At 59.9% G+C, this 21,808-nt stretch carries 17 protein-coding genes; 13 read left to right on the forward strand and 4 right to left on the reverse strand.

Translation table 11 applies throughout. The features are described 5' to 3' along the window. Nucleotides 1-203: 203 nt before the first annotated feature. Nucleotides 204-920 (reverse strand): tryptophan 2,3-dioxygenase family protein, encoded by a 717-nt coding sequence (locus N688_RS21745; protein WP_052891242.1) that lies wholly within the window; start codon nucleotides 918-920, stop codon nucleotides 204-206. 310 nt (nucleotides 921-1,230) lie between these two features. Here N688_RS21745 and cmk point away from each other — a divergent pair, with 310 nt between their 5' ends. Both cmk and N688_RS21755 read left to right on the forward strand, forming a co-directional pair. Next, nucleotides 1,231-1,914: a (d)CMP kinase gene (cmk, locus tag N688_RS21750; protein ID WP_052891243.1), complete on the forward strand. Its 684-nt coding sequence runs from the start codon at nucleotides 1,231-1,233 to the stop codon at nucleotides 1,912-1,914. Further along, entirely contained in the window at nucleotides 1,911-2,702 is a 792-nt protein-coding gene (locus N688_RS21755; RefSeq protein ID WP_052891244.1) for a lysophospholipid acyltransferase family protein, read from the forward strand. Before cmk ends, N688_RS21755 begins: the two co-directional genes overlap by 4 nt. Nucleotides 2,703-2,873: 171 nt before the next feature. Here the strand turns inward: N688_RS21755 and N688_RS21760 are convergent, their stop codons facing one another. Beyond that, nucleotides 2,874-4,121 carry a glycosyltransferase gene (locus N688_RS21760; RefSeq protein WP_052891245.1) on the reverse strand — a complete coding sequence of 416 codons (1,248 nt, stop codon included), beginning with the start codon at nucleotides 4,119-4,121 and terminating at the stop codon, nucleotides 2,874-2,876. A 1,010-nt stretch (nucleotides 4,122-5,131) separates the two neighbouring features. Between N688_RS21760 and N688_RS21765 the strand changes: the two genes are divergently transcribed. From N688_RS21765 to N688_RS21800, 8 genes are all read left to right on the forward strand, one after another. Further along, nucleotides 5,132-6,505, forward strand: a complete 1,374-nt coding sequence (locus N688_RS21765; protein WP_052891246.1) for a vWA domain-containing protein — start codon at nucleotides 5,132-5,134, stop codon at nucleotides 6,503-6,505. A gap of 5 nt (nucleotides 6,506-6,510) precedes the next feature. Then, on the forward strand, nucleotides 6,511-7,518 hold the full coding sequence (locus N688_RS21770) for an ARPP-1 family domain-containing protein (RefSeq protein ID WP_052891247.1): 1,008 nt from the start codon (nucleotides 6,511-6,513) through the stop codon (nucleotides 7,516-7,518). A gap of 248 nt (nucleotides 7,519-7,766) precedes the next feature. Continuing rightward, nucleotides 7,767-8,816, forward strand: coding sequence for a cysteine peptidase family C39 domain-containing protein (locus N688_RS21775; protein WP_156025616.1), 1,050 nt, complete (start codon nucleotides 7,767-7,769; stop codon nucleotides 8,814-8,816). A 179-nt stretch (nucleotides 8,817-8,995) separates the two neighbouring features. Next, entirely contained in the window at nucleotides 8,996-9,697 is a 702-nt protein-coding gene (locus N688_RS21780) for a chromate transporter (protein WP_081839128.1), read from the forward strand. Next, nucleotides 9,694-10,230, forward strand: coding sequence for a chromate transporter (locus N688_RS21785; protein ID WP_052891250.1), 537 nt, complete (start codon nucleotides 9,694-9,696; stop codon nucleotides 10,228-10,230). The genes N688_RS21780 and N688_RS21785 overlap by 4 nt, the downstream gene beginning before the upstream one ends. 559 nt (nucleotides 10,231-10,789) lie before the next feature. Further along, nucleotides 10,790-11,410 carry a superoxide dismutase gene (locus N688_RS21790; RefSeq protein WP_052891251.1) on the forward strand — a complete coding sequence of 207 codons (621 nt, stop codon included), beginning with the start codon at nucleotides 10,790-10,792 and terminating at the stop codon, nucleotides 11,408-11,410. Nucleotides 11,411-11,822: 412 nt separating this feature from the next. Then, nucleotides 11,823-12,191 carry a hypothetical protein gene (locus N688_RS21795; protein ID WP_052891252.1) on the forward strand — a complete coding sequence of 123 codons (369 nt, stop codon included), beginning with the start codon at nucleotides 11,823-11,825 and terminating at the stop codon, nucleotides 12,189-12,191. A gap of 125 nt (nucleotides 12,192-12,316) precedes the next feature. Then, a complete protein-coding gene (locus tag N688_RS21800) occupies nucleotides 12,317-13,084 on the forward strand; it encodes a hypothetical protein (protein WP_156025622.1) in 768 nt (255 codons plus the stop codon). A gap of 156 nt (nucleotides 13,085-13,240) precedes the next feature. Here N688_RS21800 and N688_RS21805 read toward each other — a convergent pair whose 3' ends face one another. Both N688_RS21805 and N688_RS21810 read right to left on the reverse strand, forming a co-directional pair. Then, nucleotides 13,241-14,044, reverse strand: a complete 804-nt coding sequence (locus tag N688_RS21805; protein ID WP_052891254.1) for a type III pantothenate kinase — start codon at nucleotides 14,042-14,044, stop codon at nucleotides 13,241-13,243. Between the two features lie 114 nt (nucleotides 14,045-14,158). Next, a complete protein-coding gene (locus N688_RS21810) occupies nucleotides 14,159-14,830 on the reverse strand; it encodes a hypothetical protein (RefSeq protein ID WP_156025624.1) in 672 nt (223 codons plus the stop codon). Nucleotides 14,831-15,174: 344 nt separating this feature from the next. Between N688_RS21810 and N688_RS21815 the strand changes: the two genes are divergently transcribed. The 3 genes from N688_RS21815 to N688_RS21825 all read left to right on the forward strand — a co-directional run bounded on the left by N688_RS21815 (nucleotide 15,175) and on the right by N688_RS21825 (nucleotide 21,807). Then, nucleotides 15,175-18,957, forward strand: a complete 3,783-nt coding sequence (locus tag N688_RS21815) for a UvrD-helicase domain-containing protein (RefSeq protein ID WP_052891256.1) — start codon at nucleotides 15,175-15,177, stop codon at nucleotides 18,955-18,957. A 315-nt stretch (nucleotides 18,958-19,272) separates the two neighbouring features. Next, on the forward strand, nucleotides 19,273-19,968 hold the full coding sequence (locus N688_RS21820; protein WP_156025628.1) for a DUF8166 family protein: 696 nt from the start codon (nucleotides 19,273-19,275) through the stop codon (nucleotides 19,966-19,968). A gap of 93 nt (nucleotides 19,969-20,061) precedes the next feature. Next, nucleotides 20,062-21,807, forward strand: a complete 1,746-nt coding sequence (locus tag N688_RS21825) for an ATP-binding protein (RefSeq protein ID WP_052891258.1) — start codon at nucleotides 20,062-20,064, stop codon at nucleotides 21,805-21,807. Nucleotide 21,808 lies beyond the last annotated feature (1 nt).

Here is a 21,808-nt window from a genome sequence, read left to right on the forward strand (position 1 = left end):
GCTGAGTCGGCGTCTCTTCTGAAGCATGTGTAACTTTCTCGTATTCTGAACTCACTGTCAATATGCCTTTTCCAGGAGCTTCTACTGTTGAACGATTGATTGCTAGACTCGTTCAAAGCATATGACAAATGACGAAAAATGTGAAGAGCCAAAATCTGGTACTTGTGCCAGACCTGCCAGAAAGAAGCGCATTCTGCGTCTGGCTAGATTTGGCCCTGTTCCTGAGCGAGTGCACTCAGGCGATTGCGCACCTCCCAGAGCTCGGGATAAAACATGTCATGAATAGTACGTTCGAGAAGAGGCATAGGTGTGCCGCCAGTGCCCGTTGTCGTCGCGCCAATCATGCGCTCGGCGAGCTTATAGTGCCGGAAGCGGAAGATCTGCATCACCTCGTCGTAATCGATGAGGGCCTCGGCAAAAGCATGCAGTAAGGGATAGCGTCCAGCCTGGAGGTAGACGTCGCTGAGCGAAGCGCCTGCCGCAGCCAGCAAGGAGCGGAAGTCATCCCAGAGTGGTGGCGAGAGGCGCTGCAGCTCGCGATAGCCGGGCGAATCGCTGCCTGCTCCGCCGGCCAGCAGCTTGCGAAAAGCGTGAAAGTCCCAGGGGGACATTGTTTCGAGCATACGCATATTCTCCAGCAGCAGGTACTGGATACGGATCACGCGCTGCAACAAACGCAGAGCCTCGTTGAGGTTCGCCTGCTTAAGCAGGTGGCTGATGCTGCGCAGCTCGAAGGCTGTTTCCTTCCACCATAGCTCGAACACCTGATGAACAATCTGAAATTGCAGCTCATCGTGATGGGTCAGCTCCTCCTCTGACTTCTGCAGGGATAACAGTTCAGAGAGCCGCAGATAGCGTGCATAGACGCTCTCGCGGCGCGCAGGGCGCTGCACCTCAACGTGTTCGGATCGCTTGCTCATCGTTGCAACCTCCTTCACTGGAATGGGGGGAAGCCGGCGCCTATGCCGCCCCTCTTCTTCTTCCTCTTCGGGGAGCCTCCTTCATCAGGAGGATAGTATATGCCATAAGAAGGATACCATTTCTAACGAAAGAACGCTCCCCTGTCATTCAATGGACGCAACCCAAAGGGAAGGCTAAAACTAAAAGGGAGAGGAGCAGGGGCGGTCTGAGCCAGAGGGACGGGAAAGTTGAGGAGGGCCTGCTTTGCCGGGGAGCTATGGTATAATCTTAGCGACATTTGCACGCCGACCAGAAAGGCTCGGAAACCACATGGAGCAGGCGGAACGCATTGCCATCGATGGGCCAGCCGGCGCGGGTAAGAGCACCGTGGGAGAGCGCTTAGCGCGCTGTCTGGGCTATCTCTATATTGACACTGGGGCCATGTATCGGGCTTTGACCTGGCTGGCCCTAGAGCGGGGTCTCGATCCGCACGATGGGGGGACCCTTGGGCGCCTGGCGCGCGAGGCCAGAATCGTCATCAGCCATCCTCATCTTAAGGACGGGCGCCAGTACACAGTGACCGTCAACGGCGAAGACGTCACCTGGGCCATTCGCAGCCCTGACGTAACCCGCACCGTCTCGCTGGTCTCTGCTCATCCCGAAGTTCGCAGCGTCCTGATTGAGGCCCAGCGCGCGCTGGCTCGCCCTGGCCGCGTCGTCATGGTTGGACGCGACATCGGCGCCGTGGTCCTGCCCGACGCCGAGCTGAAGATCTATCTGACGGCCAGCCTGGAGGAGCGCGGACGTCGACGCTATGCCGAACTGCTGGAGCGCCTCGGCCATGATCACCCGGCCCTCCCCTCCTTTGAGGAAGTGGTGGCCGATATTCGGCGCCGCGATGAGATCGATCACGACAACATGCAGCCGGCGCCCGACGCCATTGTAATCAACACCGACCATCTCAGCGTAGCGCAAGTCCTGGAACGCATCTGTCACTTTCGGGGAAAGCGATGAAACAAGAAGTCAGCCTCTCCTCCGCCGGACAGGAGCAGCCGGAGAGCCGGCAGCCACTGAAGCGCACGGCTTCCAGCCGGAGCGAAAAGGACCTCTATCAACCCTACGAGACACCAACACTGATCTATGAGATTCTGCGCATCCTGGCCGTGCTCCTGCTGGCCGTGATCGCGCGCATGCGTCCGCGCGGTCGCCACCATATTCCGCGTCAGGGCCCCTACATTGTCGCCTCTAATCACCTCGCCTGGACCGATATCCCTCTCATTCCCATCTATTTGCCCCAGAAAGTCGTCTACATGGCCAAGGAGGAGGTCTTTCAGGGGCGTTTGCGCTGGCTGGCGCGTTTCCTTGGCGCCTTCCCTGTCCGCCGCGGCGAGGGGGATCGCCAGGCCCTGCGTGCGGCGGAGACCGTGCTGAAGGCCGGTCGGGTGCTGGTTATTTTCCCCGAAGGCACGCGCAGCCGCACACGCACGCTGGCCCGCGCTCACGCCGGCCTGGGAATGATCGCCCTGCGCACTGGCGTGCCAGTTCTGCCTGTGGCCATCTGGGGCAGCGAGGACCTCTTTAAGAAGTTCCGTCCCGAGATCCATATCGTCTACGGCGAGCCGCTGCTCTTGAAGCCCCAAGGCCCCAAGATCACTCGCGAGGAGATCGAAGAGGCCACGGAGCGCGTCATGCGCAGCATCGCCGCCCTCTTGCCTGCCTCCTATCGCGGCGTCTACGCCGACGGCCTCCCTCCCGCGGCTGAGGAAAAGGCAGAGACGGGCCAGCGGGTCAGCGATGAGTAGTAGCGTACCAGGGGGCAGGAAAGCGAGGAAAAGAAGGGGAACGAGGCCACCGGCCCGCTCTGGCTGACCAGGCGGCCCAGGTCCGACTTTCTCTTTTCGTCCCTGATTGGCGGCCCGGCCCCCAAGACCGCCAATCAGGAACAGAGGGATCGGAACGATGGAGTGCTGGACTCAGGCACTACCGACCAGCTGCTGGACGCGCAGCAGGGCTGCCAGGTAGTCGCGCAGCATCATGGGCAACAGAAAACGCTCCTGAACGCTGCGATGAGCAGCTTCACCCATCTGGCGCCACAGCGCACGCTCCTCCAGTAAGCGCAGTGCGTAAGCTGCCGCGCTCTCCGCATCATCGGCAAGGAAGCCGTCGTAGCCATGAGTGATCTGGTAGCGCACCCCGGTCGCCGAGGTCCCCACTACTGGCTGATACTTCCACATCGCCTCTGTCACCGTCAGACCGAACCCTTCGCGACTGGAACGCTGCAGGATTACCTGCGAAAAGCGCTGGAAGGCATTGACCACCGGCGCAGTCAGCTGGGCCGGGTCCCAGAGCAGATGGATGTCGGGATCATCGCCCGCACGCTGTTGCAGATCAGCAAGAATAGCCTGGGCACGGATGTCATCGCTGGCCTCCAGTGCGCCAACGAGCGCCACCTGGACCTCCGGATGGCGTTGCTTCACCAGGCGATAGATCTCGATCACCTGCCACGGGTTCTTCCAGCGCCCGAAGCGCGAGACCTGCGTAATCAGGGGACGGCCTGGATCAATCCCACAGCCAGCCAGGAGGGCAGCCCCTTCAGCCTCGCTCAAGGGCGCATGGCGCTCGCTAAAGGGGTCGATCCCCAAGGTAATCACCGCGGCACGCCCAGCAGGCAACTGCGGGAACACCGAGAAAGGCGTGTTGAAGGTGCACAGCGCATAGGCATCCAGGAATTGATTGATGTAGGCAAGCGCCGCTGGATCAGGCCGGGCAGTATCGATATGGTTGAACCAGAGGGCCGGGCGCATGTATGGAAACAGCTGCCCCAGAGGGACAAGCTGAATATCATGGATATAGTAGAGATCGGCACGCTCAGCAACAAGCGGCTGCATGGCCGACCGCAGCGAATCCAAAAACTGGCGCTGGTCCTGGAGAGTAATCAGGCCCGGCTCGCCACCCTGGAGCATATCGGTCAGCCGCGCCATGAAAGTGGCAGCAAACTCGTCGAGCTGAACCACTCGCCAGGTATGAGGAATGCCCAGCTCCCTGGCCAAGGGCAAGAGCACGCGCAGTAAAGCAGCCACACCACCACCCTGCGCCGTCGTATTAATGTGCAGAACATGCACGCCCTGGAGCGGACGCGCCAGATCGTAAATCTCAGAGAGCAAAGCCTCGCTCACCAGACCACGAAAGCGCTCCAGCCCAGGCGTTGTCACAAGCGTCATGACCCGCTCCTTCGCCTGAAAGCAGGCGAAAACATCTGACTCCTCTCACTGAGGAGCCAATAAAAGCTGGCAGGTAGCGTAGCGTATCACAACCACGTGCTAGCTAGCTTCTATAGGTGATTACAACTGGCTGAACGATTCCATTCCCACCGCAGCACCCTTTTTGGTGGGCCTTCTGCAGCGAGAGAACATTACTGTCTGGCTACGAGCGAAAGGAGCAGAAGAGCCGCCCGACAAAGGATCGTCATGAGACGAGTAGGATGGCTATCCCTCGGCTCCCTTCATGCCGAATCTCCTGGCGGACTTCTCTCAAAATGGTGGAGGAAATACTTGACAAACAGCCAGCGGTATGTTATATAGAGCCTGTCAGGAACTTTTTGGATGCGGTGGTCTCTACACGGGACCTGTTGCCTACGAGCACGAGTCTGGAAAGACATTCTGCATTCAAATGACCCCTCCTGCGCCAGCCAAATCATCTGTGAAAAAGGGTGATTACGCGCTCTATCGCGATGGATTCTGGGACAGCCCAGCCTGGCGGCGCTGTTTCCCCTATGTAGTCTATTCATTGCCTGTCCGGCTCCGTCCCTCCTGATGGGACAAGGCAGTTTGCTGTTTTTTGTTGTTTACCATCTTCTACAGGGCGGGAAGCGTATATGTTGACTATACTCAAAGGTTTACCGGGTCCAGGATATTGCCTAGAAACGAGGCCTTCGGCGGAATATCCGTTTAAGAAGGATACCTGGGGCTACCTGGTGGGCTACGCTTCCGCCACCTTCCTCTGCAGAAGTCTCCCCAATATCCATCAACGCTTTCTGCGAGGGCGGCAGGCGTAGCTCCCGGAGCTATCGGCGCCGGTCGACCCGTGTTCTCTGGTTCCTGTATCCGTCTTTGCCTGCGCGCGCGCGCGTGATCCACTACGACATGCTGTCGTCGTGACTTGTCTCATTTTTGCGCGCTTTCCACGCTTTTTACTCTTATCGTCATGTAGTACTGTGACGGAGAAGCTGCCTATGGATAAGAAGTTGCTCGTTGAGTACCTGAATAGCCGCCAGATTCCGCTGACCGGACAGGAACAAATGCTGACATTGCATCAGAGATTGTGCGAGGCGGCTCCCGAGTTCTACCTGTATCTGCTGGCTGATCCATTTGCAGATCTCTCGCACAAGCGAGAGATGCTTGCCAATCTGATTCGCTTGCCAGCAGCTCACACTATCACCAGGCAGCGCATAGTGGAACAGCTGCGTACGCTGCCAGCTGAGGAGGCTTTGCTGGTTGCCGATGTGATCCGGCAGCGGCGCATCAATAACCGGCGTGCTCGCGAGATTGGTTTGCAGCTGCTGATCGGTCATGAGCAGTTCCCGCAGCTGGCGGCAACACGGCGACAGCGGGTGACGCTCTTGTTGAAGCATTTGCTGGGAGAGCGTACCTGGTCTTCGGTCCGGCGCTTCCTGGCGCAGCCGAGCGAGGTCGGAGAGAAGTTCCTGCGGCGTGAGTTGCTGCACTATGCTCCCGACCCAGAGGTTGCCCGAGAAACGCTTTGCTTCCTGGCGGGGGTACCTTTCAATCCAACTGATCCGACGTTGGCAAAGCGCATGGCTGCTCGTGAGCAACTAGAGCAGGGGGAGGGTCTCCCGCGCGAGACCCTCTTTGGCCTGCGCGGTATCTATCACCGCGATGTCCCTGCCAGCCGTGTGCGCTCGCTCTCCACTTCGACGGCGCGGGTCGCACGCCAGGATGGGCCGTTGACCAGGCTCTATCGAGAAGCGTTGCTTCAGGAGCTGGAGGGGGAAGAGTACTGTGAAGAGCTGTGGCGGCGCACTGAGCAGGCCGTGGCCTCGCTCCCGCTGATTGAAGCACGGCTGGCGGTGGTCCTGGATCTGTCGGCCTCGATGGCCTCGTCCGGCGAGCGGGCCTTTCATCCAGTAGCTCTGGCGCTGGCCCTGGTCCGCCTGCTGCAGCAGCGTGTGACTTCGCTGACGCTCTATCAGGTCGGTGGCAGCGCTCCGGCCAGTGAGGAGCTGCTGCCACAACCGCGGGGGATGACCGATCTGGCCAGCGCTTTGCTGGAGGCGGCTCGCAGGCAGCCGCAGGCCATTCTACTGATTACCGATGGCTACGAGAATATGCGCCAGGGCGATGCGGCCCTGGTCTTGCAGGGCTTGCGCCTGCTCGGTCTGACTATGCCCGTCTATCAGATAGTGCCTGTCTATACCAGTGCTGAGCAGCTGGCCCAGCGTCGTCTGGGCGACGATTTCGTGCTCTTGCCCGTGCAGCATGAGCAGGGAGTGCGTGAGGTGCTGACACGACTCTTTCTCGATTACGCGGCTGAGTTTATCTCTCCGGTTGAGGCGGAACAGGTGCAACAACTCTTGCTTACGAGGTGATAGCTATGATGGAGATTCAGGCCAAGCAGGAGGCGGCGGAGACCTCTCTTCTTACCGGGCTGCTGGCCCACCTGGTCCCTGGTCCGCTGGTCTCCTGGGGTCTGCTGGGGGTCATCGGCCTTTTTCCGGTCAGTACCGGGCAGGAGCAGAGCCGTGCGCGCTTTGTGCCTCCCATGCGCTCCCTGGAGGTGGTCGGTTCTCCTAACTATGGAACGCTCGTCTTGCGCAATCGGGCCACGAAGGGGGTACTGGTGCTGCCCATGCATGTGGCGTTCTTCCAGCCAGGGGGGCAGAATCACGCGACCAGCCGCGTGCTGATCCTTGATGCTGACGAAACGCTGACAGCAGACGACTGCTTCTGCATCCAGCAGACCCAGAGTGGCACGCTGAACCAGGCCCAGCAGCGCTTCTCGATGTTGCCTCTCGGACTGCGCCGCGCTGCCTTCGAGTTGCGGGGAATCAAGGATTTCAGGCGCCTCTGGACGGCCATCGCCGCCTATTCGCGCCGCTATGGGATCAATTACGGCGGCCATCTGGAGCGCTGGCTGCGTCCTAACTTCGCCAGTTTGCTGCCTTACCGCCGCGCGCTGGAGTGGCAGCCTGGTCAGGTCGGTGCTGCTTTCTTCCTGGCTGGGCGGTTGGTCGGCGTGGAGGTGGCTCCGAACAGCGCTTACTGGACCGAGATGCTGCCTGTGCTGCTGATCTACTGCTATGCCTCCGCTGCCTTACTGGCCGAGCGCCAGCATCGCGCACCAGCACACCCGGTCCTCGATCTGGAGGGCCTGCGCGATCTGGATGATCTGCAGCAGCGCCTCGCCGAGGCCCGCCGCCAGGAGCAGGAGCAGCATCTGACGCAGCTCTCCGCGCTGGCCTCGCTCTATAAGCGGGCTCGCCCCGCTGAGGAACATGCCGGCCTGCGCCTGCTCTCTATCAGCCAGGGCGAGTGGCTCGGCCAGGTCGTCTACGCCGGTTCTGAGGTGGTCTATCTGTCTCTGTTCCGCAGCGAGCTGTAAACTGTTTCCTCGCTGCTGTGTTCAAGCGTCGGTCTCTCTTTCTTCTCGTGGCCCGGGAGCGGGTGCCTTTCTCCCCCCGGCTCGCACCCCGCCCGGGCCACTCTCCTCGCTCTCCCTTCTTCTTCTCTCTCTGTCGAGAATATATAAAATATCCCTTCTATTTATAAAAAATCCCATAGAGTTGATAAAAAATAAAATTCCGGCTACACTTTCAACAGGCGATCTGTAAGAGAAAGGAGATATCACCTGTGAAGACATCAAGACCTGGCTGCCTCCAGATATCTGGCGGCGAGACCAGGGGGGACCCTGGCCTGCCCTCTGCTCCTTTGCCTCCCCTTGTAAGGTATTGGGGAAGCAGCGATTACTGCTATACGCAGAGCCTGGGAATGGCCTTGGAGGCGGCGGGTGCAGAGCGCAACTGGCTCCCTGAGCCAGGCTTCCTGGAATGCCTGACGACCATGCCTTTCGGCAAGCTCTACCTGGAGCTGCCAGGCCGGCCACAGATCTTCTTCTCTCACGCTGCTATCGATCCCAATCAGGGGCTGTCACTGGCACTGAAGACTCTTGGCTGGTGTTGCCAGGAATGGCCTACCTCTGCGATTGATCCTGTCGATGAGCGTCAAGCTCTGGCCGTTTTGCAGGCTGCTGTGAAGGTGCAGCCTGCCCTGGTGGGACCGCTCGATTTGGGATGGCTAACGTATCATCCCGAGTACAGGCGCTTGCATGGGGCCGATCACTTCGCCCTGGTGCTGGCGGTTTACGACGAGTATGTCTTGCTGCATGATCCCCAGAAGTATCCCTATGCCTGGCTATCGGTACGCGACTTCCTGCGAGCCTGGCGAGCGGAAAAGGTTGGCTATCCTCATGCGCCTTTCACCCTCCGTATGCATTTCTGCGCTCAGGAGCAGCCAGCTCCAGCGCGCGCGACACTGATTGCTCGCACCCTGTCTCTCGTTCACACTCACTTGAGTCAGCCTTGCGAAGGCCCTGTTCTCTATAGTGGGGTGGCGGCGCTCCAGCGTCTGCAGGCGGCTCTTTTGGATGAGCGCTCGTCGCAGTCGCTGGAGCGCCAGTTGGTGAGCTTTGTCCTGCCTCTCGCTTCGCGACGCCTGCTCGATGCCGCGCTCTTCGTGGACGAGGCCGGCCTGGCTGCGGCTGCGACTTGTCTGCAGGAGCAGGCGCTGCTTTGTGGTCAGGCACAGCTCTATCTTGTGCAACGAAAGCGCCAGCTCCTGCAGGACTGCCTCCAGCGCCTGGCTACTCTGGAGGCAGAGCTACCTGCCTTGCTTGCCGACTGACTGCTCGTCGTCAGCCGTGATACCGGTCTAGTTGGGAAGAATCTTCCTGGGCGGCTTCCAGGCTTTGGGACCTGTTGCTGGCTGGCTGATCCCTGAAGCTATGTGCTAGAATGAAGGCTGAGCTGTGAGCTGGTTACTGCCAAACTCCTCCTGTAACTTCTCTACTCTGGCATACGCTTATGGACAATTTCCACGCAGATCAACAGAAGCCACCGACTCAGCCTGTATCTATCACAGTGAAAGGGACGCCTTCCCTTCGAGAGACCAGGGAGCCGCCGCCATCGGTCTGGGAGCTGCTGCGTATCTGGGTCTTGATCGGCCTGCAATCCTTCGGCGGCGGCTCTTCGACGCTCTTGCTGATCCAACGAGAGTTTACCGAAAGACATCGCTGGCTGACCATCGAGGAATTTGCTCGTGATTGGAATCTCTGCATTATGACCCCCGGCATCAATCTGGTGGCCATCACCGTCCTCATTGGGCGTAAGCTTGCTGGCGCCTGGGGAATAGTGGTCTCGCTTCTGGGGTTGCTGCTCCCGAGCGCGGCGATTACGACCCTCATCGCCGCCGGTTTTCAGGAAATCCAGCACCTGGCCTTTGTCGAAGCGATGTTCCGCGGGGTAGTGCCTGCCACAGCAGGGATCATGCTGGTAGTGGCCATCAACTTTGCTCGTCCGCTACTCAAGCAAGGCTATCAGGAAGGCTTCGGCATGCTGGCACTCAGTCTGGCGTTTATTGCTCTGGTGACCCTGGCGCTCATCGTTGGCAAGGTTGCTGTGGTGCTCGTTGTAGTGGCCTCCGCCCTCGCCGGTAGACTGCTCTTCGTCCGAGCGCCGTCGCTGGCCACGGCAGAGCAGTCGTCTGAGAGGGAGGAGCAATCATGAAGAATCCACTCCTCTATTTCTGGCTGTTTCTCAAAGCCTCGCTCTTCTCAACAGGCGGCTTCAGCAACTTTCTCAGTCTGCATCAGGATTTGCTGGCCAGCCACTGGGCTGAGGAGAGCGACTTTAGCCAGGCCCTGGTCATTGGCCAGCTGAGTCCTGGGCCAAACGGTCTCTGGGTCATTGCCTTGGGCTATCTGACCTATGGCTATCTGGGTGCGGCGCTGGCGCTGCTGGCGATTATGATCCCGCCGTTTGTGGCGCTGATCTGGGAGGGGCTGTATCAACGCCTTGGGGGACTGCGCTGGGTCGAGGCGCTGATGCGTGGGGTCTCGCTGGCGGTGGTCGGGATCACTGTGGGCAATACCTGGACCATCATCGGCCATAGCGCCAGCGATTGGCGAGCCTGGATCATCGGAGCTGCTGCCTGCCTGCTGGCGTTGAGTCGGCGCGTGCACGTCTTTGTCATTCTGCTACTGGCCGCTGGAGCCGGCCTGCTGCTTTACGGGGGTTTGACCTTCCCCTGGTGGCACTAAGCATACTACTCGCTGACGTGACGCTGGCAAGGCGGCCCTCGCGACTACCATAAAGCTGCTTTCCTGGCAAGGCACTGTCCTTTCGTTCAGAGGCAGCCAGCGCGCTTTACGCTATACTAATAAACGAGGAAGGCTTACCCTGGCTTACGAAGAGAGACTGAGGCACGGGATCGTTAGAGGAGGGTCGGCGGGCAGCCAGAGGCGGGGCGGGTCAGCGCTCCTGTGTAGCCTGACGGAAAGGTATGCATCTGCTTGACAGTCGCATATCTTATCGAATACAACTAAACAGGAGAGTGCTCTAGTGCTGGCTGATGCGACGCTCTGGCCGGTCCCTCGACTGCCCCGAGTGCTCGAGCGCGCGCGTGCTCGTGTACATGCGCATCTGTGTCTGTCCGCTTGCCGGACCTGCTGCCTTGCCGCCGGGTCCGGTTCGCTTTTCTCTCCTTGGCCAGCCGGCTAGCGCTAGCGCAGGCGAGTGGAACAACAAGGTAGGCCAGGGCGAGCACGCTCTTTGAAGCGCCATTCTGGTAATCTCTTGGGTATAAAAAGGAGAAGGTCTATGGCATTTGAACTTCCACCTCTGCCCTATAGCTACGATGCTCTGGAGCCGAACATCGACGCGCAGACGATGCAGATCCACCACGATAAGCATCACGGCACTTACGTCGATAACCTTAACAAGGCGCTGGAAGGCCATCCCTTTGCCAGTCTGCCGGTTGAGGAGGTGCTGCGGCGCATCAACGAGGTACCGGAGAATGTGCGCACGGCGGTGCGCAACAATGGTGGCGGCCATGCCAATCACAGCATGTTTTGGCGCATCATGAAGCCGAATGGCGGCGGCCAGCCCGGTGGCGATCTCGCGAAGGCCATCGAGCAGACCTTTGGCTCGTTCGAGAACTTCAAGGATCAGTTCAAAGATGCTGGCCTGAAGCGCTTCGGCTCGGGTTGGGTCTGGCTGGTTCTGGACAAGCAGGGAAAGCTGCAGATCATCTCGACTGCCAATCAGGATAGCCCCTATATGGATGGCCTCTATCCCGTGATGGGCAACGATGTCTGGGAGCATGCATACTACCTGAAGTATCAGAACCGCCGCGCCGATTACTTGAGTGCCTGGTGGAACGTGGTTAACTGGGAAGAGATCGAGCGCCGCTATGCTGAGGGATTGAGCCAGCAGAAGTAGGAGCCTGACACGGCGTTTTCTCCCCGTTCCCACTACGGAACAGGACAGGAGGCAGTCAGCCAGCGATCTCGGCTGACTGCCTCTTTTTTTATGCACTCCATTGCCCTCTGACCTGCCCGTGAGCTCCCGGCGCTACAGGGAGAGAGCTGTCGGAACCCTCACCAGCGGCACGGAGATCAGCCCGGCGGGCAGCGTTGAGCAAATCTTTGGTTGACCTTGAGCTATTCTTGAGGTTTTTTTGCTACACTACCCTGCGGAGTGAAAAACGCAGGCGCTTTCAGTGCGTGATCTGTCGTTGCGCTGCGATAACACCACAGACCTCGCCTTGGGCCAGGTCCTTCTGGTCGATGCGTGAGGCTATCACTGATCAGCTATCAGGCTACGACTGCTATAGAGCTATAGAGAAAAGGCGATGAAGAACATGAACAAAAAGTCGACGACTCTGGGCGCTGCCGCCCTTCGCTCTCTACTCAGCCTCGCCTTGTTGCTGACGCTGCTGATTGCGACGCTGACCCTGACAGCTTGTGCCGGGCGTGCTCAGCACTCGCAGGATCAGACTGCTCCGGCCAGCTCGCAGAGCCAATCGCTACCGGCAAGCACGAGCAATCAGAGCAGCGCCACGCCATCACTATCACCATCAACATCAGCAGGAAGTGGCAGTCCAGCGCAGCAGGTGCAGTCGATCGACCAACAGGTTCAGGGAACACTGCCCTCTCTGGACCAGACCCAGAACGACGCTAACTCTAGCGATCAGGGCCAGGATAACGCTCCTCTCCCTTAAGCTGCAGAGGGACGGGGACGCGGCTGCCAGATTCGCAGCGTCTCGCCAACAATCAGACAATGCCCTAACCATGCATCTGTAGTATACATTCACACAAGCAGGAATAAGCGTAGAAGGCTAAGGAGATGATGATGAAACTCTTCAAGGGGCTAAAGCGACCTGCTCAGCTCACCCTTTTGGCTCTGGTTAACCTCATGCTGGCGGGCCTGGTGGCCTACCTGGCGCTGCCGGCCATTGCTCAGGCGGCGCCGGCCTCCGGCGGCCAGTGTGCCCGCAACGATGTTCAATGCGTCATCAACGTTGGGAACCAGCTCATCGCGGCGCGCCTGAATGCCTTGAATACCCTCAGCAGTCGAGTGACGCAGCAGCAGCAGGCTGGCCACATCACTGCCGATGCTGCCAGCGCTCTCCAGGCTGACATTGCCACCAACCAAAACGGTCTGAGGTCGCTGCAGAGCAAGCTCGATGCTGAGACCTCGGCCCAGGCTGCCCGCCAGGATGTCAAGAACATCTTCTGGCAGTTCCGCATCTATGCGGTTGTCCTGCCACGTGACTATCAGCAGCTCCACTTTGATATCGAGCAGCGGCTGGCCAATAAGATGGAGTCAGCCAAGGCTTCCATTGAGAAGGCCATCGCAGCCGCTCCTGCCAGCAAACAGGCTCAGCTGCAGAGCCTCTACAACGACTTCAAGGCCCAGCTTGCAACGGCGGAAGCTCAGTTTGACACCGTGCAGAGCGCTCTCCCTACGCTGACCCCAGAGAACTATAATCAGAACCGCACCACCTACGCCAGCAACCTCGCGAAGGTGCACAGCGCCGAGAAAACAGCCCATACAGCCTTGCATCAGGCCGCTAGCGATCTCCATCAGATTGCCCAACTGCTGAAGAACTAGCCTCCTTGAAACAACGTGTGGGAACAGGGTCCATAGCAGCAGAAGGCGAAGAGGTTCACCCTCTTCGCCTTTCTTGCACTTCTGGGAGCTTCGGACCTGGCGGTTGCGGTCGGTGGAAGGGGGAACGCTGGCTATCCTGCCCGTAGATCCGGTCCACTAGCGTTCCCGCTGGCGATAGCCATTGCGCAGGCGATCATAGGCGATGCGCAGACCTTCCAGTGGGAGAAACTGGTTAACGTATTGGATCTCGGGGATGAGCGGAGCCATAAAATTAGCCAGGCCACCGTGGGCGATGATCTTAACCTGGCCCTGATCGGGCACTTCGGGGATCTCGGCGCGCAAGCGATGGAGCAGTCCCTGGACGAGGCCGACATGGCCGTAGATGATACCAGATTGCATGTTCTCCGTCGTGTTCTTGCCCAGAGCCGAACGCGGCGGAGTCAGCTCGACTCGGAAGAGGCGCGCAGCGGCGCTGCTAAGAGCCTCGGCGGAGATCATTAGCCCTGGGGCAATGGCGCCGCCGAGAAAGTCACCCTGGGCCGAAATCACGTCGAAGGTGGCCGCTGTACTGAAAGAGATCACTATGGCTGGGCCGCCGTATAGCTCGTGAGCGGCAATGGCCGTTACAATGCGGTCAGAGCCAACTTCCCACGGGTTATCGACGAGCAGACGCAGGCCTAGATTCAGGGTGTGATCGACAATAATAGCTTCCTGATGAAAATAGTGCTGGACCAGTTCCTGGAAGACCGGCGTCAACGGTGGCACGACGCACGAGAAAATAACAGCATGGACATCGCCGAACGTGTGTCCGCTATGGTTCATGAGCGTGCCCAACAGCATCGCGTACTCGTCAGCAGTACGCTGGCGCACGGTGGAGACGGTCCAGTGATGTTTGAGGGCCTCACTGTTGTAGAGGCCAAACTTGATATTGGTGTTGCTGATGTCAATAGCCAGCAGCATAGGGCACTCCTATCGGCGGCCAAAGGATGGCGCGGAAAGGACAATAAGGAGGTGTATGCGCACGGCCCACGGGCAAGGCAAGAGAGAAGACAACTCGCTCGTCAGTCCGGCGGCTTAGGCGATCTGCTGCGCTCTGGTGGCGTATTGTTTCAACAAGGCAGCGATGAGAAAAGGATCGCCGTAGGCTGTATCCGTCGTGACAACGACCTCGGTGTTGGTGCGCGTGTCGATGAATGCGAGCGAGGTAGGGGCCCGGGAACTCATCACTTTGCGCCGTTCCTCTGGGGACTGGGTCATGCCACGCCCAAAGAGAAAGCCCACCATGTTTTCTCCGGCGCTGCCAAGCTGCCCAAGCTGGTTGGTGGGAGGCGTGCGATCCGGCCTGGCACGGCCTCTGGCTGTTACATAACGGACGTTGATCAGGGGAACGTGGACGACCTTGCTCCCCGCTTGCTGCACAAAGTCCTCGGGTGTGATGACGATCAGATAGTCCTGCGCTCTCATGAGGCGGCGTGTGTCGCTGATCAGGCACCAGATGCTACCCAGACCGATAAAGAGGAGGACACCAAGTAAAAGCGTGCTGATAATTGCCCCGAAGGCACTGTGGTAGTTTTCGGGTACCATGACCGGAAAGAATGCTGCGAATAGGATGAGACCCAGAGCCGCCCCAAAGAGCCAGCCGATGATCGAGATGATCACTCTGCCGCGCTGCAACGGCAGCACAATCCAGCCATCGGGCTTGTCTTCCCCCGCTCTGGCGCGAGTCAATATTTCGGATGCTTCCATGACCAGGAACCTCCCATAGGTGTGAGGACGTGTCCGCTCCCTTGCCGCCGCGCTACGCCTGGCCGTCTCGCCCGCCGCGCGCACCAGGTAGGACTAGCCGCCTGCCTGTCTCCCTCAATTATAGCAAAATCAGGGCCACTGCGCAGAAGGTTTCTGCTCGCTCTCCGCTCAGAGCTGGCCTGGCCAGCATTTGGCCCTCGTAGGCAGGCATGATATAATGCTGCTGAACCTGTGATCTCCTCTTCTCTCCTCTCTCCGATCCAGCCTGCGCTTCCAAATAAGGCAGCAGAGGACCAGGAGGCGCGAGAGGCAAGGAATGAGTTGCGGGAAAAGAGACGCTACCGATGGAGCAAGAGACCCGCGCACTGGCCACGCTGGCCGCTCGCTATGTGCGCCAGCGCTATCGCTACGACAGGTCGTTGTGGGAGGCCGAGGCCCTGCCGCTCGATGAGCTGCTCACCTGGCTGGGACTGGAGGTCGCCACCTTTCACCCTGCTGATCACCCTCCAGGTACCTATGGCTATCTGGAGCCGGGCGACAATTTGATCTGGATCTGCCGCAACCTGCCTGAGCCGCAGCGGCGTTTTACGCTCGCGCATGAACTTGGCCATGTCATCCTCCATCGCCCTTTGACAGAGACGATGCGTCTCCTGCTGCCCGAGCTGGAAGAGACCCTGGGGCCTCTAACGAGCACGCTGGCGGAGTTTGCTGAGGAGGAGCAAGGCCAGGCTGAACTCTGCGGCGAAGGCGAGATTCGTGAAGAGATCGGGGCCCTGGCTGAGGAGGGGCGCGTCGAGGAGCTACTCGGCCCTGGTCAGTCCTATAGTCCCCGCAGCCAGCGCGAGCTGGCGGCCAATCTCTTCGCTGCCGAGCTGTTGATGCCCCTGGAGACAGTGCGCTCGCTCTATGTAGAGCAGGGTCTCCCGCCGGCCTCCCTGGCGAACCGCTTTGGGGTCTCGCAGGCGGCCATGCTTAACCGCCTGACCGGGCTTCTCAAAGAATATCCTTCTGTCATGGAGTCACGAGGAGAGCCAGAGCAACAACCGGCAGGGCAGTCGCTGCGGCGTCTTGAGCCTGCTTTTGCATCTGCGTCAGCCGCGAAGGGCGCGGGCCGATCTTACGATGCGTTTCAGCAGGCGGCCATTGCTGCGGCGACACCAGCCCTGGTGATCGCCGGGCCAGGCAGCGGCAAAACCAGCACTCTTATCGGGCGCGCCGAGTATCTGATCCGCTCCTGCGGCGTCGCGCCGCGCTCAATTCTGGCCCTCACCTTTTCGCGCAAGGCCGCTGAGGAAATGCAGGAGCGTCTAGGGCAGGCTCTGAGGACCTCGGCGGGACCGAAGTCCGCCGCCTGGGAGCTGCCGACGGTCAGCACCTTTCACGCCTTCTGCGCCGAGTTTCTGCGCCAGTATAGCGAGCTGGCTGGCCTTCGTCCTGACTTTACGCTGGTTGACGACGCCGAAGGGTATTTCTTGCTGCGCAGCCTGGCGCCTCGTCTCCCCCTCTATTATTACCATCATCTGACACAGCCTACCCTCTATTTCCCTGACATGCTCAAGGCCATCTCGCGCGCCAAGGATGAGTTGGTGACTCCTGAGCGCTATCGTCAGCTGGCCGAGCAGATGCTGGAGCAGGCCCAGACGGTCGAGGAACGTGAGCGAGCCGAGCGTGCTCGCGAAATTGCCTCCATCTATGCTCTTTATCAGGAGGAGCTAGAGCGGCGTGGTGACATCGATTTCGGCGGTCTGATCATGTTGACAGTCCAGCTCCTCGAACGCTACAGCGATCTCCTGCAGCAGCTGCAGCAGCGCTACCAGCACATCCTTGTCGATGAATTTCAGGATATCAACCGGGCCAGCGGCGTTCTCCTGCGGCTGTTAGCAGGAGAGGCGCGCCGCGTCTGGGTTGTGGGCGATGCGAATCAGGCCATTTACGGCTTCCGCGGAGCTTCCCCGGCCAACATCGCCCGCTTCCGCGAAGATTATCCGGGGGCCGTCGTTCTCTCGCTGAGCCGCAACTATCGCTCGCGCCCCGATATTGTCGCGCTGGCCGAAACCTTTCGTCTTCAGCGCCTGGAGGCTGGACAACACAGCGAAGAGGCAGCGCTGCGGCGCAACGAAGCGGTGCGCTCCTCTCCATCAGAACCGTATGTGACGCTGGCGGTCGCGGAAGATGAAGCTGCCGAGCTGGCGGGCCTAGTCGCTGATCTGCAGGAGCGCGCTCGCCGGGGCTATCGCTATCGTGACCTGGTCGTGCTCTGTCGCACGCGCGCTCAGGCCCGGCGCATCTCGCAAGCCCTGGCGGCAGCGAGCCTGCCTGTCATCGAGAGCGGGGGCACTTTGGAACAGGAGCACGTCAAAGATGCTCTGTCCCCACTCGTGTTGCTGGCGGGGCCGGACGGTATGGGGCTGCTCCGCGCGGCGCGTTGGCCGGAGTACTCCCTGCGCCAGGCCGATATTGAGGCCCTGCTGTTGGCGGCGCGCGAGCAGCAGGTTGCCCCGGGTCTGCTCGTGCTGCGTGGCGACATTCCTGAGACGCTGAGCGAAGGCGGGCGCCAGTCACTGCGCCTGCTCAGCGAGCTCCTGCAACGCCTGGCTACGGCTCCCGACATCTGGTCTCTACTCGCTCAGTATCTCCTCATCGAAACAGATCAAGTGCGTCGCCTTCTGGCTCGCGATGACGCCCAGGCGCGGGCCATCCTGGCCGACTATGCCCTCTTGCTCCAGTTGGCGCGGCGTTTCGACCTGCAGCAACAGCGTCAGCAGCGTGAAGAATCCTCGCCAGCCGAAGGCCAGCCTGCCAGTGCGGCTCAGGCCAGCCCTCTCTATGAGCAGGCCCGCAGCTTCCTGGAATATTTGCGCGTCCTTTTCATGCTGCGTCAGGACAGCAGCACGCGCCAGCAGAGTCTTGAGGAGAGCCAGGGCGGCGAGGCCGATGTCGTGCGAGTGATGACCGTCCATGCCAGCAAAGGGCTGGAATTTCCTGTCATCTATTTGCCCGGGCTGAATCAGCAGCGCTTTCCCGCCACCCGACGCCACAATCCGGTACCGCCACCCGACGGCATGCTCTCCCTGGAGAGCGATGAGGCCACCCTGCACGAGATTGGCGAAGCCTGCCTCTTCTATGTCGGTATTACACGCGCCCGCGACCATCTCGTGCTGAGCTATAGTCGTCGTCCAGGCAAGCGCATGGCCAAGCCCTCAGTCTTTTTGGAGCCACTGCTGGCTGGTCTGCCATCGGAACGCCTCGTCAGCACGGAATGGCGCAGACAACAGGACGGGTCAGCAGCTACTGGCGCGGAAGAGAAGCACGAGGAGCCTGGGTCTGCCTGGCTGAACCGGCCCCACGAAGAATTTATCCGCGCCATGCAGCCGGAGATACTCAATGCCCCGGCCATCGAATGCTATCAGCAATGCCCGCGTAAGTATCTCTACAGCTACATCTATCGTTTCCAGCCTCTTCAAGAAGGCTATTCCCTCTTTGTGCAGGCCACGCGCAAGACGCTAGAGGCGCTCTATGAGTGGGTCGGGCGGGCCCGTCGAGCCAGGGCTGGAGGGGAACAGCTGTCAGCAGCCCTGCCAACGCGCGAAGAGGTGCATGAACTCTATGGCCGGCACTGGCGCGAGCTTGGCGGCCACGAATCCCCTTTTGCCTCGCTGTACGAACGACATGGACGCGAGGTAGCCGAGCAGCTTCACCACAAACTGCTGGAGAGTGCCGAGACCCAGCACTGGCAGCTCTGGCGTGGCTTCACTATTGAGATCGCTGGCCAAACCATTCGCGTCGATGTCGATCGCGTCGAAATGCCACGGCAGCCAGAGCAGACGGTGCGCTTTGTACGCACGCGCTTTGGCCGACGCAAGCAAGAGCCGGAGCCTGACACGCGCGAGCTGCTCTACATGCGCGCTTACCGTGAACACTATCCTGGACAGGAGGCCGAGCTCCACTGCGACAACCTGACCACGGGCGAGGTCAAGGCCGTGAAACTCGGGCAACGACGCGAGCAGAGCCTCTACGCCAGGCTGGTCGAGAGCCTGGAGCGGCTCAAAGAGCACGAGTATCCCGCGGCCCCCACTGACCCGGGACGCTGTCCCACCTGCCCCTTCTTTCTTATCTGCCCGGCCTGAAGTCTTTCCTCCCGCCTCCCCTTGTCCGCCATAGCGGGCCTGGCCGAAGAGCCTGGGGCCTGGCCTGAGCCGCCAGAGCAGGAGGACTGACTTGCCTCCTCTCGCCAGGCTTGGTATGGTATAATGGCCGCCAGGTGAGACGGGCCAGCGCTGCCCGTCGCTTTCGAGAGGATGACCCTGTCTGGCTTGAACATTACTGAGAGCAAGAGATGCTCTTCAGGGGAAGGTAAAGCCAGGTCATTTTTCGAGGGAGAGAAGTAGCAGGTACAATAGATACAGGGCGTGCTCCTCCATGCCCGCACACGAGGCATCGGCATGTTTATAGGAAAGATCGTCAAATCCGACTCACACATCAATTACGTTTGTCAGATTTACGGACCGCGCGAGGTTGAAGTCGAGCCGGCGCCTGAAGACTACGCCTTCGGACGCTTTGTGCGCATTGCTGTGCGTGCACGCCAGGGCGATGATCCCGAGGCGGAGCTACATCGCGTGCTGGGTATGAGTACAGAGCCAAGAACCTACGCTGTAGGCGTGATCTACGATACCATCCTGCTCAATCCAAGCTTTGGCTCCCTGGGACCGCGTCTCTCCAACGAAACCCAGGTTGAGCTATTCTCGCCGGACTACATTGCCGAGCGTGCTGTGCTGATCTATGTCATGGTGCTCGGTATGATGCAGGAGAGGACCACCCCCGAAGGCCAGACAGAAGTCTTCTCTATTATGCATGGAGTCCCTCTGCTTTCGCTGGAGCTGGGGAGCGAGATTGAGACGATGGATGATGAGCAGGTGCGGGCGTTCCACTTCTTCTGCGACCCTGACAGGCCGGATGAGCCGCCCTATCTCCATATGGGCTATCTGCCTCACATCATCGCTCAGCGCAATAGCTTACTGCCGATGGTCGCGCTCTGCATTATTGATCAGCTTGAACGTCTCTTCCCTCAAAATCTCTCTCTACTATCGATTGTCAAACGAAACTTCGCCTGGCGCCTCAAAGTTGAAACCACTGGCTGAATGAGGGCTGCCGGAGCCGGGAGCAATGCAGGTCTGCCGTCTGCCGTGCAGTTCAGGACAGAACTCTCACAGAGAAGATGGAGTGAAGCGGCTATGGTCAGCGATTCTGCCAATGTGCCACCTGTTTCGTCAGGGCGCACGGGTCGCAAGCCTGTGGGCATTACCAAGGGACCGGGCGAGTCGGCCCACGAATATACCTTTGTCTCGCGCGACGATGAGCAGGTCCTCAAGAACGGCGAGTATGTCTATTATGAACTCAATGAGCCTGATGAGTGGGGCCAGAACGGCGCCCAGCCGATAGCGCGGCGCGTGCTGGGCCGCATTATCAAGCGTGTTCCCCTGCAGCTCTATCCTGACACCTTTCTGGCCGAGCCGGAGGTCTCGCCGGCCCAGGTTGCGGCGATGGTCGGCTACGATGCGCGAGCCAACGAACTCTTCGAGCTGCACGTCGCCATCATGGGCTATTATGATCCCGCAAGCGGCTCCTTTATTAACCCCTGGATACCACCCCAGTCGGGCAAACAGATTTTCCTGGCGGACGATGAGATGCTCTCGCAGATCCTCTGCCGTAAGCGCGTTGGTCAGCCTGGCTCGGCGACCATCGGCTCGCTGTTAACGCGGACGCCGGGGGCGGTGCCCATCGTCCTCTCGGTCAAGGATGTTGTCAGTACCCATCTAGCCATTATCGCCAGCACTGGCGCCGGCAAGAGCTACCTGGCCAGCGTGATTATCGAAGAGCTGATGAGGCCCTACAATAAAGCCTGCGTGCTCATCGTCGACCCGCACGGCGAGTATGGCACGCTCGATCAATTGCCGAATCTTCCCGAATTCTCTGAGGAGAGCGGCGAAGAGGGGGGCGAGGGCTATCGGGCCCAGGTGCGCGTCTACCGCCCCGAGCAGGTTAAGGTCCGTCTCTCAACCTTGAACATGGGAGACATGCGTCATCTCTTGCCTGAGATGACTGAGAAGCAGCAACACCTGCTTAGCCGCGCTCTGCGTAAAGTGAACGAGATGAAGCGAGGTACGCCCTGGAGCGCGCAGGACCTGATGGAGGCCATTCGTAAGGTGGCGCGCAGCAAAAACGATGAAGACGGCGAGGGAGCGGACGACTCCAGTACCGTGCACGCCTTGATGTGGCGTATCGAGCAGCGCTTTGTCGATAGCTTCACCTTTGATGATGTCCAGCATCTGGATCTGCGTGAGATCTTCAAGCCCGGCCAGTGCACCGTATTGCAGCTGAACGAAGTAGATGAGCGTGATCAACAGGTCATTGTCGCCACGCTCCTGCGCCGGCTCTATCAGGCACGCATGAATACAGAGCGCGGCAAAGTGCGCTCTGGCGAATCCTATCTGCCCTATCCGGTCTTTGTATTGCTGGAGGAAGGTCACCATTTTGCGCCGAGCGGCACCGAAGTAGTCTCGACCCAGATTCTCAAACAGGTCCTGGCCGAGGGGCGCAAGTTCGGCATTGGCGTGGGCATCATCAGTCAGCGGCCCGGCAAGCTCGACGCCGATGTCTTGAGCCAGTGCCAGACCCAGTGCATCATGCGCATTGTTAACGAGATTGATCAGAAGAGCGTAGCCGCCGCCATTGAGGGGGTCGGTCGTGATCTGCTGGACAATCTGCCTGCGCTCTCGAAGGGTCAGGTGATTGTGGCGGGGGCTGCGGTCAACACGCCGGTGATCTGTCGTGTTCGCCAGCGCCTGACCCGGCACGGAGGCGAAAGTAAAGATGCCCCGGATATCTGGCAGAAGTACTTTAGCGCTGAGGCCCGCGCGAGCCGCCGCCTCCAGGAAGCGCCCCTGGGGAACAACCAGGGGTTCAGCCTGTTGAAGTAAG

It is taken from the genome of Thermogemmatispora carboxidivorans (genome assembly GCF_000702505.1).
In the GTDB taxonomy this organism is placed as follows: domain Bacteria; phylum Chloroflexota; class Ktedonobacteria; order Ktedonobacterales; family Ktedonobacteraceae; genus Thermogemmatispora; species Thermogemmatispora carboxidivorans.

What these genes read in the sequence shown, in the direction of transcription:
- N688_RS21745 (WP_052891242.1), bottom strand. Translation starts at nt 920, where the DNA reads ATGAGCAAGCGATCCGAACACGTTGAGGTGCAGCGCCCTGCGCGCCGC.
- cmk (WP_052891243.1), top strand. Translation starts at nt 1,231, where the DNA reads ATGGAGCAGGCGGAACGCATTGCCATCGATGGGCCAGCCGGCGCGGGT.
- N688_RS21755 (WP_052891244.1), top strand. Translation starts at nt 1,911, where the DNA reads ATGAAACAAGAAGTCAGCCTCTCCTCCGCCGGACAGGAGCAGCCGGAG.
- N688_RS21760 (WP_052891245.1), bottom strand. Translation starts at nt 4,121, where the DNA reads ATGACGCTTGTGACAACGCCTGGGCTGGAGCGCTTTCGTGGTCTGGTG.
- N688_RS21765 (WP_052891246.1), top strand. Translation starts at nt 5,132, where the DNA reads ATGGATAAGAAGTTGCTCGTTGAGTACCTGAATAGCCGCCAGATTCCG.
- N688_RS21770 (WP_052891247.1), top strand. Translation starts at nt 6,511, where the DNA reads ATGATGGAGATTCAGGCCAAGCAGGAGGCGGCGGAGACCTCTCTTCTT.
- N688_RS21780 (WP_081839128.1), top strand. Translation starts at nt 8,996, where the DNA reads ATGGACAATTTCCACGCAGATCAACAGAAGCCACCGACTCAGCCTGTA.
- N688_RS21785 (WP_052891250.1), top strand. Translation starts at nt 9,694, where the DNA reads ATGAAGAATCCACTCCTCTATTTCTGGCTGTTTCTCAAAGCCTCGCTC.
- N688_RS21790 (WP_052891251.1), top strand. Translation starts at nt 10,790, where the DNA reads ATGGCATTTGAACTTCCACCTCTGCCCTATAGCTACGATGCTCTGGAG.
- N688_RS21795 (WP_052891252.1), top strand. Translation starts at nt 11,823, where the DNA reads ATGAAGAACATGAACAAAAAGTCGACGACTCTGGGCGCTGCCGCCCTT.
- N688_RS21800 (WP_156025622.1), top strand. Translation starts at nt 12,317, where the DNA reads ATGATGATGAAACTCTTCAAGGGGCTAAAGCGACCTGCTCAGCTCACC.
- N688_RS21805 (WP_052891254.1), bottom strand. Translation starts at nt 14,044, where the DNA reads ATGCTGCTGGCTATTGACATCAGCAACACCAATATCAAGTTTGGCCTC.
- N688_RS21810 (WP_156025624.1), bottom strand. Translation starts at nt 14,830, where the DNA reads ATGGAAGCATCCGAAATATTGACTCGCGCCAGAGCGGGGGAAGACAAG.
- N688_RS21815 (WP_052891256.1), top strand. Translation starts at nt 15,175, where the DNA reads ATGGAGCAAGAGACCCGCGCACTGGCCACGCTGGCCGCTCGCTATGTG.
- N688_RS21820 (WP_156025628.1), top strand. Translation starts at nt 19,273, where the DNA reads ATGTTTATAGGAAAGATCGTCAAATCCGACTCACACATCAATTACGTT.
- N688_RS21825 (WP_052891258.1), top strand. Translation starts at nt 20,062, where the DNA reads ATGGTCAGCGATTCTGCCAATGTGCCACCTGTTTCGTCAGGGCGCACG.